The sequence below is a fragment of the Microcoleus anatoxicus genome (assembly GCF_042465725.1).
In the GTDB taxonomy this organism is placed as follows: Bacteria; Cyanobacteriota; Cyanobacteriia; order Cyanobacteriales; family Microcoleaceae; genus Microcoleus; species Microcoleus anatoxicus.
Map to the genome: position 1 here is coordinate 870,729 of NZ_CP120853.1, position 14,257 is coordinate 884,985.

At 44.3% G+C, this 14,257-nt stretch carries 14 protein-coding genes and 1 tRNA gene; 7 read left to right on the forward strand and 8 right to left on the reverse strand.

The window, feature by feature from the left end; genetic code table 11:
- Positions 1–22 precede the first annotated feature (22 nt).
- From P2A85_RS03700 to P2A85_RS03715, 4 genes are all read right to left on the reverse strand, one after another.
- A tRNA-Pro gene (locus P2A85_RS03700) sits at positions 23–96 on the reverse strand.
- Positions 97–143: 47 nt separating this feature from the next.
- On the reverse strand, positions 144–512 hold the full coding sequence (locus P2A85_RS03705; protein WP_371115160.1) for a DUF1818 family protein: 369 nt from the start codon (positions 510–512) through the stop codon (positions 144–146).
- Positions 513–620: 108 nt separating this feature from the next.
- Complete coding sequence (locus P2A85_RS03710) at positions 621–1,250, reverse strand: hypothetical protein (protein ID WP_377477602.1); 630 nt, start codon at positions 1,248–1,250, stop codon at positions 621–623.
- A 261-nt stretch (positions 1,251–1,511) separates the two neighbouring features.
- Positions 1,512–1,742: a DNA-directed RNA polymerase subunit omega gene (locus tag P2A85_RS03715; RefSeq protein WP_340521819.1), complete on the reverse strand. Its 231-nt coding sequence runs from the start codon at positions 1,740–1,742 to the stop codon at positions 1,512–1,514.
- Between the two features lie 293 nt (positions 1,743–2,035).
- Between P2A85_RS03715 and P2A85_RS03720 the strand changes: the two genes are divergently transcribed.
- From P2A85_RS03720 to P2A85_RS03730, 3 genes are all read left to right on the forward strand, one after another.
- Positions 2,036–2,728 (forward strand): GDSL-type esterase/lipase family protein, encoded by a 693-nt coding sequence (locus tag P2A85_RS03720; protein ID WP_377477604.1) that lies wholly within the window; start codon positions 2,036–2,038, stop codon positions 2,726–2,728.
- A 137-nt stretch (positions 2,729–2,865) separates the two neighbouring features.
- The gene (locus P2A85_RS03725) at positions 2,866–3,543 is read left to right on the forward strand and encodes a response regulator transcription factor (RefSeq protein WP_340521823.1); all 678 of its coding nucleotides are present in this window, start codon (positions 2,866–2,868) and stop codon (positions 3,541–3,543) included.
- Positions 3,509–4,903, forward strand: coding sequence for a sensor histidine kinase (locus P2A85_RS03730; protein ID WP_377477606.1), 1,395 nt, complete (start codon positions 3,509–3,511; stop codon positions 4,901–4,903). Before P2A85_RS03725 ends, P2A85_RS03730 begins: the two co-directional genes overlap by 35 nt.
- Positions 4,904–5,278: 375 nt before the next feature.
- On the opposite strand, the gene P2A85_RS03735 is transcribed toward P2A85_RS03730, so the two are convergent.
- Positions 5,279–5,665: a hypothetical protein gene (locus P2A85_RS03735; RefSeq protein WP_377477608.1), complete on the reverse strand. Its 387-nt coding sequence runs from the start codon at positions 5,663–5,665 to the stop codon at positions 5,279–5,281.
- A gap of 285 nt (positions 5,666–5,950) precedes the next feature.
- On the opposite strand from P2A85_RS03735, the gene P2A85_RS03740 reads away from it, so the two are divergent.
- The 4 genes from P2A85_RS03740 to P2A85_RS03755 all read left to right on the forward strand — a co-directional run bounded on the left by P2A85_RS03740 (position 5,951) and on the right by P2A85_RS03755 (position 9,856).
- Complete coding sequence (locus P2A85_RS03740; RefSeq protein WP_377477610.1) at positions 5,951–6,610, forward strand: Fe2+-dependent dioxygenase; 660 nt, start codon at positions 5,951–5,953, stop codon at positions 6,608–6,610.
- Positions 6,611–6,718: 108 nt separating this feature from the next.
- Positions 6,719–7,708 carry a calcium-binding protein gene (locus tag P2A85_RS03745; RefSeq protein WP_377477612.1) on the forward strand — a complete coding sequence of 330 codons (990 nt, stop codon included), beginning with the start codon at positions 6,719–6,721 and terminating at the stop codon, positions 7,706–7,708.
- 198 nt (positions 7,709–7,906) lie between these two features.
- Positions 7,907–8,491 (forward strand): PepSY domain-containing protein, encoded by a 585-nt coding sequence (locus P2A85_RS03750; protein ID WP_377477614.1) that lies wholly within the window; start codon positions 7,907–7,909, stop codon positions 8,489–8,491.
- Positions 8,492–8,608: 117 nt separating this feature from the next.
- Complete coding sequence (locus P2A85_RS03755; RefSeq protein WP_377477616.1) at positions 8,609–9,856, forward strand: adenylate/guanylate cyclase domain-containing protein; 1,248 nt, start codon at positions 8,609–8,611, stop codon at positions 9,854–9,856.
- A gap of 31 nt (positions 9,857–9,887) precedes the next feature.
- On the opposite strand, the gene P2A85_RS03760 is transcribed toward P2A85_RS03755, so the two are convergent.
- The 3 genes from P2A85_RS03760 to P2A85_RS03770 all read right to left on the reverse strand — a co-directional run bounded on the left by P2A85_RS03760 (position 9,888) and on the right by P2A85_RS03770 (position 13,982).
- Positions 9,888–10,490 carry a pentapeptide repeat-containing protein gene (locus P2A85_RS03760; protein WP_377477618.1) on the reverse strand — a complete coding sequence of 201 codons (603 nt, stop codon included), beginning with the start codon at positions 10,488–10,490 and terminating at the stop codon, positions 9,888–9,890.
- Positions 10,491–10,549: 59 nt separating this feature from the next.
- Positions 10,550–11,026 (reverse strand): chemotaxis protein CheW, encoded by a 477-nt coding sequence (locus tag P2A85_RS03765; RefSeq protein WP_377477620.1) that lies wholly within the window; start codon positions 11,024–11,026, stop codon positions 10,550–10,552.
- A 151-nt stretch (positions 11,027–11,177) separates the two neighbouring features.
- Positions 11,178–13,982 (reverse strand): response regulator, encoded by a 2,805-nt coding sequence (locus P2A85_RS03770; protein ID WP_377477622.1) that lies wholly within the window; start codon positions 13,980–13,982, stop codon positions 11,178–11,180.
- Positions 13,983–14,257: the final 275 nt, after the last annotated feature.

A 14,257-nucleotide genomic window follows, 5' to 3' on the forward strand; every position in this document is an offset into this window, starting at 1 on the left:
CAATGAGCGGGTTTTGTTACAATCGGAACGACAGGATTTGAACCTGCGACCCCTACTACCCCAAAGTAGTGCGCTACCAAGCTGCGCTACGTCCCGACAGCTTTAACAGCATATCATCAAATTCAGGAAAAAGTCAAACAAAATCAAAAAACTTTTAAAATTTTTGCAGCTTGGGTCAAACCAGGTATCGCAGCCGGGGGCCAAAAACCCTCACACCTCCTACCAGCACTGAGGATGAATTGCACGCTGTAAGCTTGGGGATAGCCTTCTACTTGCACCCACACTAAATCGCTTTCGGCTTCGATCGCGATTTTTTCCTCTTCCATCAACTCACTGGCCATTTGAGTCATGGTGGCGGCTAATTGGGCTAGTAGGCTGCAAAAATCGTTCAACTCAGCCTCGGTGAGTTCGATCGCCCAACCATCGCCGCCCACTAAACCCTGAAACTCGGTGCTGTTGGGGTTCCATCCCAAACGCCATCCGTCACCTGTCTTAATTACGCGATCGACCATGGAGAAATTTTTGATATCGGATGATTTAACCGCAGAGAACGCAGAGAACACAGAGGAAGAGAAGAGAGGGGCATAATTATGATTCTACCTAATCATTGAAAAAAATTTTTAAGGTGCTAGTAACTTGGCATCTCCTGGCTGGGGTTGAGGTATGGTGGGGGAGTTCGATCGCCCTTCTGGTTTTCCTCCCGCCGGTGCTTTGGGGTCTGATGAGCCCAAATCCCCTGTAAAAACATCAACCAAAGCTTGAACCAAAGCATCCCGCTGACTTCTATTTAAACTTTGAATCGCAGCCCGATCGCCCTCCAAGGGATTTGAGCGCAAAACATCGTTTCCGGGATACACACTTTCGACCAAATAATCGGGAGTCACGCCCAAATAGTCAGCTAAACTCAATTTCCAATCAAAGCGATAATTGGGTGGCCGTCCTTTGACAAACACATGATATCGAATCAAGCGTGCGACTAAAGTATTATTGGGGTCTACTTTTCCAGTTTCTTTAGAAATGTAATTATTGGCGAGGGGGAAATCAGGCAATTTTTGATAGACAAATTTCCAAGCATCTTGGACTCTGATTTGTCGTGGCGAGGCTTCTTGAGCAATTTGGATCTGAGAAATAGATGGAGGATTCAGTAAGACTGATGGTTCCAAAGCCGATAAACTGAGTTGGCCCGATTCCAGTATCCAACTCAAAAGCGTGAAAATAGCCACACTCAAAGTAATTAACAAAAAACTCAAGGTCAGCTTTAATTTCTTCACTGTTTTGATAATTTGTTCAATTATTAAATAATTTCAGCAAGTTTTGAGTGTAATACCAATTTAATGTGAAGTTGCACATATTTCGATCCCCCTCGCATCCCCCGCATCGTTGCGGGGACTTTGATCAGAATCTTGTCCCCCCCTTATTAAGGGGGGCTAGGGGGGATCGGATTCTATGCAGCCTCATAAAAAATTGGTGTGAGTCAAAATAATTGCTCGCACCTCAAAACTCTCCAAATACTAGATATCTCCGATAATTTCCGGCTGTGTCAATTCGTCAGACATTTCAAATATAGCCCGCATCACTGGTTTCATTTGATGGTCGTCATTGTTGTCAAAATCTTCATAGCGACGACGTTTAGCGCGGTTCGCTACCTGCACCGTAATCCGATAGCGGTTGGATGCAGCACTGATCAACTCTTCTGCTCTACGGGTTAGCTGAGTTGAATCAAAGGGTGGACGCTTAGCCATGAGACTACCTACTTATCTGATGTGAGATTCTAGTTTACCAAAAAATTAGGGTAAATCGACGGTCTAATACCAATTTTTTATGAAGCTGCATAGAATTCGATCCCCCCTAACCCCCCTTCAGAAGGGGGGGACAAGAGTCCAATCAAAGTCCCCCTTCTTAAGGGGGATTTAGGGGGATCGGAATATGTGTAACGACCCATTAAATTGGTCTAAGTGCGATCGGGTTGAAGGCGATCGAGTCCCATTGAAATATAGTGTAAATATGTCAATTATTCATTGAGTACCGTTTTGTTATGCAGGTAGCCACAGCCCATTCCTTCAGTCAATTGCGTCCGATAACTTCTCATCCCATGAAATTAGTGGCGTTTGGGGACAGTTTAATCTATGGTTTTGGCGACAATGTGGGCGGGGGCTGGGTGGAACGACTGCGGCGCCAATGGATGTTGTCGGAGAGTCCTGGACACGTTCTTTATAATTTGGGGGTTCGGGGCGATCGCGCTTATCAAGTCTCCCAACGGCTAGAGAATGAGTTTCGTCACCGTGGTGAACTCAGAAATCGTGTCCCGGATGCGATGATTATTTCGGTAGGGCTGAATGATTCGGCGAGAGTACAATCTGCGATCGGGCGCAATTATACTGATTTCGATCATTTTAAAACCGTTGTAGATCACTTGTTAAATTTGTCACAACAACTTTGTCCAGTGATTTTTGTCGGGATGGTGCCGGTGGATGAAAGTAAAATGCCTTTTCAGGATTGTTTGTACTACAGTCATGCTGACCAGTATCGATATAAAGAAGCAACCAGAGTGGCTTGTTTGGAGCGGGGAATCCCCTATTTAGATATTTTTGACAAATGGTGCGATCGGGGTAGTGATTGGTGGCGATCGCGCTTAATTGCAGATGGTCTTCATCCCAATGTCGCGGGCTATCAAGCTTTGTTTGAAGATGTCACAAGTTGGGAACCCCTAGCAAGTATGAGTCATTAGTCCGCATTATATATAAGCATTTAAAATAGTATTGTAGTATTGTAGGGTGCGTCAGCCCTTGCTCGTTTCCCTTGCCGATGAAAGCGAAGCTGACGCACCCTACAGGCCTCGTTAGTGGTTTAAAAGCGTAACAGCTTATGAAGATTCTATTAGTAGAAGACGACGATCGCATTGCCCAAGCATTAGCAGAAGCCCTCACCGACCAACATTATGCCGTAGACATAGCCGCCGACGGTCAAGAAGGTTGGAACTTTGCAGAAACTTTTACCTATGACTTAATTCTGCTAGATGTGATGCTGCCAAAAATAGATGGAATTACCCTATGTCAGCGCTTGCGCCGACAAGGTTTAAAAACCCCCGTGCTCATGCTAACAGCCAGAGACACCAGCAATGATAAAGTCATAGGACTAGATGCCGGAGCTGATGATTATGTCGTTAAACCCTTCGATTTGCCAGAATTAGCAGCAAGAATTCGAGCCTTACTGCGGCGGGGAAGTACAACTTTGCCACCAGTATTAGAGTGGGAAAATCTGCGCTTAAACCCGAATACCTGCGAAGTTACTTATCGCGATAAATTGCTGCATTTTACACCAAAGGAGTACAGTTTGCTAGAATTATTCTTGCGAACAGGAGGGCGCGTTTTAACACGGAGTGCTATCCTAGACCATATATGGGCTTTTGAAGACTCGCCAGGAGAAGAAACCGTAAAAGTTCATCTCCGGGGTTTGCGACAAAAACTGAAAGCAGCAGGCGCACCAGCTAATTTTATTGAGACTATTTATGGCATGGGTTATCGGCTCAACCAAAACCTCTAATCCCCAATTTCAAGCTTTGGGATGGCGTTTATTGCTATCTTACTTAACAGTGATGGTAGCTATTTTAGGGACTTCTGCTATTGCTATTTATGAATTATTTGCCAGCAGTCTGTATCAAGAATTAGACCAGCGATTGGAGGTTTTAGCTCAAGCAGCTTCTCACAGTTTAGTTGCGATCGAAAAGCAGCACCTTTCAGAACATCCAGAAAAAAAAGGCGATCTATCTCATCAACAAAGTGAACAGCGCAATGATGACTTTCAGATTGAACTCGATCGCGAAAAACTAACGCGCCAGTTAGACAAAGACGGAGACTTAGACATTCCCTGGCAAAATCTGCGAGAACCAGATCAATCTGTAGAATGGTTTAATGAAGCAGGTAAAATGTTAGGAAATTCCGGCAAGACTTTACCACCTGTAATAATAAAATCGGGTTTCCAAACCATACAAAACGGGCAAATTCGGTCGGCGACAATTCCAGTTTATATTTCTTATAATGATAAAAAACAAGAATTAAAAGGTTATATTCGCACCAGCGAATCTACTAAAGAAGTCGAAGAAGTTCTCAGCAGACTCCGCTGGAATTTGGGTTATGGAAGTATTATTTTCCTGAGCTTGACTGCGGTTGGTGGTTTGTGGCTGACTAAGCAATCTCTCAAGCCAATTGAGGATAGTTTTCAGCAGTTAAAACAATTCACTGCTGATGCTTCTCACGAGTTGAGAAGTCCGCTGACGGCGATTAAAACTTCTGTGGAAGTTATGCAGAGTCATCCTGAGAGAATTCATGCAGCGGATGTTAAGAAAATGGTGGCGATCGCCTCTGCTACTAAACAGATGACTCAGTTAGTTGAAGACTTACTTTTATTAACTAGAATGGATGCACCAGCAGCCACGATCGCCCGCGAGTGGATAGCGGTTCCGTTAGACGAACTATTAGAGGATTTGCTAGATTTGTGGGAACTGCAAGCTCAAGAAAAGCAAATTATTCTCAAGTCAAATTTAGCCATTGATACGTCTGTAATGGGAGATGCTGCACAGCTAACTCGTTTGTTTTCCAACTTGATTGGAAACGCAATTCATTACACACCAGCGGGCGGAATTGTGACTGTTTCTCTGAGCAAACAGAATCGATCGACAATTGTGAGTGTAGAGGATACTGGTATCGGCATTGCTCCAGAAGATGTCAAGTTAGTTTTCGACAGATTTTGGAGAGCAGATCGAGCGAGAAATCGCCGTGCAGGGGGTTTGGGGATGGGATTGGCGATCGCCCAAGCAATTGTCCAAAGCCACCGAGGAGAAATTAGCGTTACCAGTCAGCTAGGAGTAGGTAGCTGTTTTCAAGTAAAATTCTCCTCAGTATAGCAATCCTAAATCATTCATGCAGATATGTAGGGGCGGTGCCCCCGTGCCCGCCCTCCGAGAGATTGGGCAACCACGGGGGGATTGCCCCTACAAGAATTATGCAAATGATTTAGAGAGATTGGGCAACCACGGGGGGATTGCCCCTACAAGAATTATGCAAATGATTTAGAGAGATTGGGCAACCACGGGGGGATTGCCCCTACAAGAATTATGCAAATGATTTAGAGAGATTGGGCAACCACGGGGGGATTGCCCCTACAAGAATTATGCAAATGATTTAGAGAGATTGGGCAACCACGGGGGGATTGCCCCTACAAGAATTATGCAAATGATTTAGGATCGCTATAGCTTAAGAGTTGATATTAATAGAAAACCTTAACTCTTCTTCCCAGATTCTCCTTTTTCACCGCTTTCTCCTTTTTCTCCCTCTTCTCCTTTTTCTCCACCTTCCCCGCCCTTGGAAGCTGTCATTGTGACATTACTATCTGTCAAGGAAAATTCAGAAGTAAAACTACTTTTTTTCCGGGGTTTTGGTTTTTTCCCTTCGCCGCTTTCTCCTTGTTCGCCACCACTGCTACTCATTAAGACGATCGGTTTAACCGGCTTGCTGTTGCTCATCGATGAATTAGCAGCATTACTTAACAGAGAAATAGGGGAAAATTGATTAACACTGCTATCATTCTGGGATGCGATCGCACTAGCAGCTACAGAGGTTAAAACACAAGCTCCAATGCCGAGCCAAATCTTAGTTTTACTTTGCATCTTTCAAAAAGCCTTATTCTGGGTGATTATACCAAATCCGGGTTAAAAATCCCCTTTATTTCTTAGTCCGCGGAGGCGGACTTCGTTTGTGTAGTAGCGGTTTCAACCGCCGAATCATAGAGGAGATAAAAAGGCAGGATTTGGTATTACTGCTACTATCCCAGAAAAAAGTAAAGAACTCGGAAAGAACCAAAAACCTCTAAAAATTGTTTGCACAGACATTACCTTATTGCTACAATGCGAGTCCATTAGCAACCTGTAGGAGTGTCCCCAATGATTATCTGTATGGCAAATATTCTGACTTCAGAGGAATTAGGATTAATTATCGATCGCCTCAAAAATGCTGAATTTGTCGATGGGAAGTTAACAGCAGGTTGGTACGCCCAACAAGTAAAAAATAATGCTCAACTAAAAAATAATGCGGCTCCAACTCAGGAACTCAGAAATTTAGTCAATCAAGCACTAAAACGCAATTCTTTATTCCAAATAGCGGCGCGCCCTAAAGCAATTCGTCCCATTATGTTTAGTCGCTATCAGGGAGGAATGTACTACGGGACACATATTGACAATGCGATTATGGGAGATGAAGAACTAATGCGATCGGATTTGTCTCTCACTCTATTTCTCAGCGATCCTGCAACTTATACGGGCGGGGAATTAGTGATTGAAAGTACCCAAGGCGAACAAGCTTTTAAACTTGATGCTGGTTCAATGGTTGTTTATCCTACTACAACTTTACATCGTGTGGAACCTGTCACTGAAGGTGAAAGACTAGCGGCGGTGACTTGGGTGCAGAGTTTAGTTCGGGATGCTCATAATCGAGAAATTCTCTTTGATTTGGATACGGTTCGCGATACCCTTTTTCAGAAGTCTGGAAAGACAGCGGAGTTTGACTTGCTATCCAAAAGCATTGCTAATTTGCTGCGAAAATGGGCTGATATTTAGGTTAAAGAGGTTTTCGAGGCGGATGAAATAAATTTTATGTCTTTCCGAGTTCTTTACTTTGTTTTGTCACAGTAATTGTAGATGACTTAAACAACGAGGATCTAACAGATGAGCAACCAAACTAAAATTTGGACAGGCGTGGGACAGTCTTATGTGACACAAGACAATTCTATCGATGTCGATCGAACATCATCGGAGAGATACCAACTCTCAATTGGCGAAAGTGGCGAAAGTGGCGAAAGTGGGAACAGCAATTCTGGGTACGAAAGTGGGAATGACAGCCGTTACAACATTAGTAGCAGCAATTCTGGCTACGAAAGTGGCGATGACAGCCGTTACAACATTGGTAGCAGCAATTCTGGCTACGAAAGTGGTGATGACAGCCGTTACGAAAATGGCAACGGCTATTCTGAGTACCAAAATGGCAACGGCTATTCTGAGTACCAAAATGGCAACGGCTATTCTGAGTACCAAAATGGCAACGGCTATTCTGAGTACCGAAATGGTAACAGCAATTCTGGGTACATAAGTAGTAGCAGCAATGATGGATACCAAAGTGGTTATCAAAACGGTACTTCAGGGAGTGTTAGTAATTATGGATACGAAAGTGACGGCCATTTCTACGAGAATGAAATTAAAGGTACAGATAGTGATGACAACTTGACAGGAATTCTTGGCAATAATATTGCTTTAAAAGGAAGCAAGGGCAATGATATTCTGACTGGCAACAGCGGCAACGATAAACTAGAAGGAGGCAAGGGTCAAGACACGCTTGACGGCGGTGCAGGCAATGATATTCTCGAAGGAGGGAAGGGCAAAGATATTCTGACCGGCGGTATAGGTTCGGATTTATTTGAGCTAGAAGGGCGATCGGCTACAAATACTCTCCCTTTCGCTGATCTCATCACGGACTTTCAAAAAGGCGCAGACATACTGAAACTGAAAGATGGCTTAGGATTTGCTAACATTAATATCACTCAAGGAACTGGAATTTATGCAAGCGATACTCTGTTGCAGATAGCAGGCACCGGTCAATATTTAGTAGTATTGAAAGGAGTTAATGCTGGAAATCTTAACGCGGCTGATTTCACTTTTTAATAATGCTAGGATTTGCGCCTTAGCCTGGTTTTTCACAACAGGACTTACCCACTTCGACCAAAGAAACCGGGTTTTTTACCGAATCTGCGGGTAACAACGAAATACTTTCGCAAAAAAACCCGGTTTCTGCCTACCCGTTAGTCCAAGAATATCTAATTTGTCAACAACAAAACATCTAACAAATAGGAGAATAAATAGATGGCTAGCATTAATTTTCGCAAACTTCACCGCCAAGTTGCACCGATTATTTTCATCCCTTTACTATTGAGTGCATTAACTGGTGTTGCCTATCGGCTGGGAGAAGATTGGTTTGGCATAGAAGGTGATGCTGCCAAGATTTTTATGGATATTCACCAAGGAAGCTATCTCGGAAAGGAACTCAGACCATTTTATGTGCTTTTGCTGGCTTTGGGAGTGATTGGGCTGATAGTCACTGGTTTGACGATGACCAAATTTTTTGGTGGCGCACGCCCTGAAAGACCAGGTGCTAAACTTGATTTTCGTAAGGTTCACCGTATTGCTGCACCGATTATTTTATTGCCTTTAACAGTCAGTACGGTGACAGGTCTAATCTATCGAATTGGCAGAAGCTGGTTTAAGATGCCGAAAGAGGTAGGAGAAGTTTTTTTGAATATCCACCAAGGAGAATATTTGGGAGATTTTTTGATGCCAATCTATGTGTTTTTGGTAGGTTTGGGTGTGATTTTTCTGCTGGTAACAGGAATCAATATGACTGGTATTTTTCGGAAACGTCGCCCGCAAACAACAGAGGAAGATAGCTAATAGATTTGTTTGTCGGGGAATTACTGATGAATATCGTGGTTTGAATCCTCTCTACAATTGCATCTTTTTTGGGGGACTGGTATACAATAATTCTCTGGTCGCTGACCTTTAATTAAGATGAAAAATAGAAGTATTGAAACGGCAAAATCAAGTCTCAAGTCAAAAAATGTATGGGAAAGTCGGCTACAAGGAAGTCGCACCAGTGCATTTCTCAGTGAAATATTAAGTAACAGCGGCCATTTTTTAATTCTGAAGAGTTTATCAGACTTAATATTAGCTGGTTTGTTCAAATTTATCACAGATCCAACTGAATATTTACTGATAGTAGCAATGCTTGTTCAGGCTTGGTATCTGTCGAACTCGAAATGCCACCGTTTTTGGGGAAACCTGATCTGCGTTGGCATCTATACGCTGATTGATGTGCCGATTGACGGGCTAGATTTTTTCCAAAATCCTACTCACGTTGTCTTTTGGTTATTTTCTTTGATGATTGCTATTTTGCAAGGATTGCGATTCCATTGGGCTAAGGGTATTGATGATTGGCTGATTCCACTAGAAAGTTTGGTAAGGGCTCTGATGGTGGTAGCTTTTTATGTTGTGATTGGGATTAAGTCTCAATATTTAATTCCTAATTTAGAATTGATAGTGACATTTTCGCAGACGGCAACGCACTGGTTTCTTACTTGGAGTATGGTGTTTATCGGTTTGCTTTTGGGGTTGCAGTCGGTACAGATTTTCAAACAAAGAAAGCAGCTACAAAAAACTGCTCAACTACTGGGAAATATGGCCGAATGGGGGATGGGAAGTCATGTAGTAGAAACAGCGCTTAATAATCCAGCAGGTTTGGCTTTTCAAAAGTGCGATCGCACGATTTTATTTATGGATATTCGCGGTTTTACAAGTTGGTGCGAAAAAACTTCCCCTGAGACAGTTGCAGCGGTTCTCAATGAATATTACCGCTGTGTTGAACCAGCAGTTGCTCAGTTTCAGCCTTTAAGAATAACATTTACCGCCGATGAAGTCATGGCGATTTATGCTACGCCAGAGCAGGGAATTGCTGCGGCTAAATCTATGAGTAAAGCTGCTTTAGAAATGCTTGAATTATATGGAATTGGTGCGGGATGCGGGGTGCATTGCGGGAGCGTTATTGAAGGGCTATTTGGCGGTGAAGATGTTCGGACTTATACGGTGATTGGTGATGTTGTCAATACAGCAAAACGCTTAGAAAGTGCCACGCCTGGTGGTGCGATTACTATTTCTGATGCTGTTTATCAAAGGATGTCACAAAATCTAAGGGTTGAACCTTGCGAACCGATCGCGGCTAAAGGTAAAACCGCGACTTTAATTGCATGGCGGTTAATATAGCTAGCCGTCAGGCATGATGAATTTAATATCATTAATTTTTCCTGCCATCTGGCATAGTTGTTCCTCCCATACTTGCTCGATCGAGACTAGCACCATCCATGTTAGAATTGCGGAGGTTCGTATTAGAAAGATTAGCATCTCTCAAGTCAGCAAAGCGCAAGTCAGCACCGTCTAAATTAGTATTGGTTAAGTTAGCTTTCCTGAAATTAGTATTGCTGATTCTGGCTCCTATTAAAACTGAGCCGCTTAAGTCGGTGCGTGCTAGGTTCGTGTTGACAAAATCTGCTAACTCGAAAGTACCTCCGCTGAGGTTGGCATCTGATAAATCTGCTCCGGTAACGATCGGGTTTTTTAAAGTAAGGTTAACTAATTTTATACCTCGGAGGTCGCAGCGGATGCAGCTTTGAGTTAGCAGCAGGGTTTCGACGTTGGCGTTGATTTGCTCAATTTCCTGTTGGGATACCTTTTCGGCAAATTCCGGGGAGACGTAGCCGAGGTTTTTGGGGTCGTCTTTTTTGGGTGGTTGGGGAGTTTTTGGTTGGCCGATCGCACTTAGCGCCAGTCCCACCTGGGGACACTCTGGAATTGCTGCCAACATCAGTAGGGCGATCGAGAATATTGTAATTTTTTTCATTGTATTTTTTTTCATATATCGTTGAGAAAATACCATTTATATTCTATGTTATAACTGAGCTAAATAGAGATCAATAAATCCAAATTTAAATAAAAGACTTCGGAACCATCCGGTGCGCGAATTAATTTTTCAACAGCCGCAGGTAGTTGCTGTTGGCGGTACAATAGGGGAATTTCGCAAAAAGCTGCTTCGGAAATTTCTAATATTTTCGGCATATCAGGAATGGGGATTCCCAAGCGATCGCCTTGATTGAAAGTGCAAACAATTAGGTAGTTGCAGTCAGCCATACTTTTAGTGGATGTAAATATTTTCGATAAATCAATTAGCGTAATTAGTTCTTCCTGATGCCTGACTAAACTATTACCATTATCTAAAAAACCGTAGGGATTAAAGTCTTTGACAACGCGCTGTACTCGTTCAATGGGAACAGCATAATAAACGCTGCCTAGGTCAAAGGAAACTAATTTGCGGGCAGGGGATCTGGCATTTGTTTGTTTCTGGTTGCGGAAGCGGCGATTGTAGTTGGCGTGAGTCATGTCGATTTGGGATTTTGGATTGAAGATTATTGAACCGCGAAGGCGCGAAGGACGCGAAGGAAGAACCCCCCTGCCACCCTCTACTCCCCAAGGGGGAAGGAAGAAAATGCTGTTCTTTCTTCGCGCTCTTTGTGTCTTCGCGGTTCGTTAATCATATTGTTTGATGTTTGATTAATTTGGGGATGGCTTCTAACAGTAATGTTTCGCTATAAGGTTTGGTGAAGTATTGATTTGCGCCTAGTTCCATTGCCATTTGGCGGTGTTTTTCACCGCTGCGGGAGGTTAGCATGGCTACGGGAATTTTAGCAAAACGTTGGGTCGATCGCACCGATCGCAAAAATTCAAATCCATCCATCCGGGGCATTTCAATATCCACAATCGCCAAACTGCAATCGAGACCGTTTTGCAACTTTTCGATGGCGTCCAAGCCGTCCTTCGCCTGCACTACTCGATAGCGAGCCCTAGTCAGCATCAATGACAGCAATTGCCGAATTGTATAGGAATCGTCTACCACTAAAATTTGCGGTGCATGACTCGAAGTTGGTGCTAAATGTGGTACTTTACCAGACACAGGGGCGATCGAACTATTTACCACAGGTTGACCCACCAAATCATCCACATCCAAAATAGTCACCACTCGCCCGTCTCCTAAAATCGTACTTCCCAAAACCCCGCGAGGCTTAGACAGAGGCGATGGTAAGGGTTTTACCACAATTTCCTGCTGACCGATGAGCCGTTCCACGGCAACCGCTAGCATTCCTTCGCTAGAAGCTAAGACTAGCACCGGAATGTGCTCTTGGGTTAAAGGGTCAGGAGAGGGGGCATCGGGGCCTAAAACGCTATATTCGAGCAAGTCTTGGAGTCGCACTAAACGAATAAATTCCTCCCGCCACCACAGCATGGGCTGATTTCCGGCGGTGTGCACTTCGGAGGCTTTGATGTGGAGAATTTCCTCGACTGCATCCAGTGGTACTGCTATTTTATTGCGATCGGTCTTCACCATCAAGGCGTCAGTAATCGACAGTAAAAGTGGCAGTTTGATGATAAAACTCGTGCCTTTTCCCAGGCGAGAATCCACCTTTACAGTGCCTCGAACCGTCCGCAAATTCGCTCGTACCACGTCTAGGCCAACTCCCCGCCCTGAAAGGTCGCTCACTTCTTCGACTGTGCTGAAACCAGGCCAAAATAGAAAATCGTAGAGTTCCGCAATCGAAAAATCTTCGGCTTGTTCCTCTGTCGCCAAACCCTTTTTCACAATTTTGTGGCGAATGATTTCCGGGTCAATACCTTTACCATCATCGGCGACAGTGATAATAGTTTGACCTCCTTGGTGTCGCGCTTCTATTTCAATTTGACCGCTGGCGGGTTTGCCCATTTGCTGCCTAATTTCTGGCATTTCGATGCCGTGGTCAAAAGCATTTCTCACTAGATGTACCAACGGGTCGCGCAAAGCATCTAGCAAACTTTCGTCAATTTTGGTATCGCGTCCTAACAGCAGCAGGTTGACATCTTTATCATAGGTGAGACACATATCCCTGAGTGCTCGTGGCAAATGATCGACGGCGCGACTGAAACTTACTACTCGCAACTGCATGACGCGACTGCGTAGTTGTTCGGTGATGCGGCGCAGTTGGTCGATACTGCGCTCGAATCTCATGGATAAGGAGTCTAATTTGGTGGCAGATTGAGCAATTGCTTCGGTGGTTTCGATAACTTCAGAGGCTGTAGAGTGGAACTCTGTGTATTGATCCATTTCTAAGACATCAAAGTGAGAATTGGGTCTAGAGGATTTGCCGTTAGTAATAGTGGAAATTTCTTTGTTGAGTTCTGCAAATTTTCCGATTCCTGGGTTGTGATTGGCACTTTTCCAGTCTCCAAAACTCATCCTGTCATATTCTTCTCGCAACTGGCCACCGAATTGGTTCAAATCGATAATACTGCGACGGATGCGCTTGACTTCGCTGCGGAGTTCGGATTCTTGAAGTTCTAAGTTGGTACGGTTGATGACTAATTCCCCAACTAGATTGACTAATTCTGTTAAGCGTTCTAAGTCTACTCGGATTGTGGGGCGCTGGGGGTTGGGAACTGGGGATTGTTTAGGGGCGGTGGATGGTGTGTGGGTGGTCTTAGTTTTGGGTTCTGGTTGGCTTTCTTCCTGAGTGGCGGGGGAGATTTTGGGGGGGTCGATCGCCTTTCCTGCTAATATTTGCTGACGTGCGGTTTGTAGGTTTTGAGCAATCGCCCAACCCTGGGATTGCAACTGTTCTAGTGTTAAATCCTTTGAGTCGATCAAATCTCTGAGGGGTTCGGCAACTTTCCCAAATTCTGGCAATTGCAACATTCCAGCTAAACCGGATAGTTGGTAATAAACCTGGTTGAGTGCGGTCACACTTTTTGCCAAATCAGCCTCAGAAGCTTGGGAAAGTTCGGTTTCTAGGCGATTTAAGACTGGTGGTAATTCGTGTTCAAAAATCAATTTTAGGGTTTCTGGGGCCGGCGACTTGCTGATTACCGGAGGTGGTGGTGGTTCTGGCTTGCCATATTGACGCTCGAACTGAAGTTGAATTTGGGCGATCGCCTCTAAGTTTGACCTTTGATCGGGAGTGTTGACATCGGAGTGGTGAATTGATTCGGTAGTAATTTTTTTGAGAGCATCCACACCTTGTAGCAAAACAGTCACAGTTGCTGGTTCCAGGGCCGACAAGTCTGTGCGATCGCGAAAAATGACAAAACACTCCTCCAGAGCGTGAGCTGCGGCAGATACGTTGTGAAACCCCAACATCGAACCAGCACCTTTTATGGAGTGAGCTGCCCGAAACAGTTCTTTTACTGCGGCTTCTCGCTGTTTTAAATCTCCTGATTCCATTCCCAATAAGTTGGTTTCCATTGATTGCAAAAACTCTTGGGTTTCAGCGGTAAAAGCATCTATTAATTCGTTTAAGTCGATATCATTCATATTAGTCAGTGGGCAGTGGGCAGTGGGCAGTGGGCAGTGGGCTGTTGGCAGTTGGCAGTTGACTGTTGACAGTTAACCATCAGGACACTCCAAAAGCCCATTGGTGTCAACAACCAGGTTCATTCCACAGTCCGACAGGGGTTTAAACCCCTGCCTCAAAGCTAAAGTCCTCTTAAGAGGACTGAAGAACTCATGAGTCCTCTTAAGAGGACTTTAGCTATTAGACAGGGAATTCATTCCCTGGCGGACTGGCGGGTAGGCGAGAGGACTGGCGG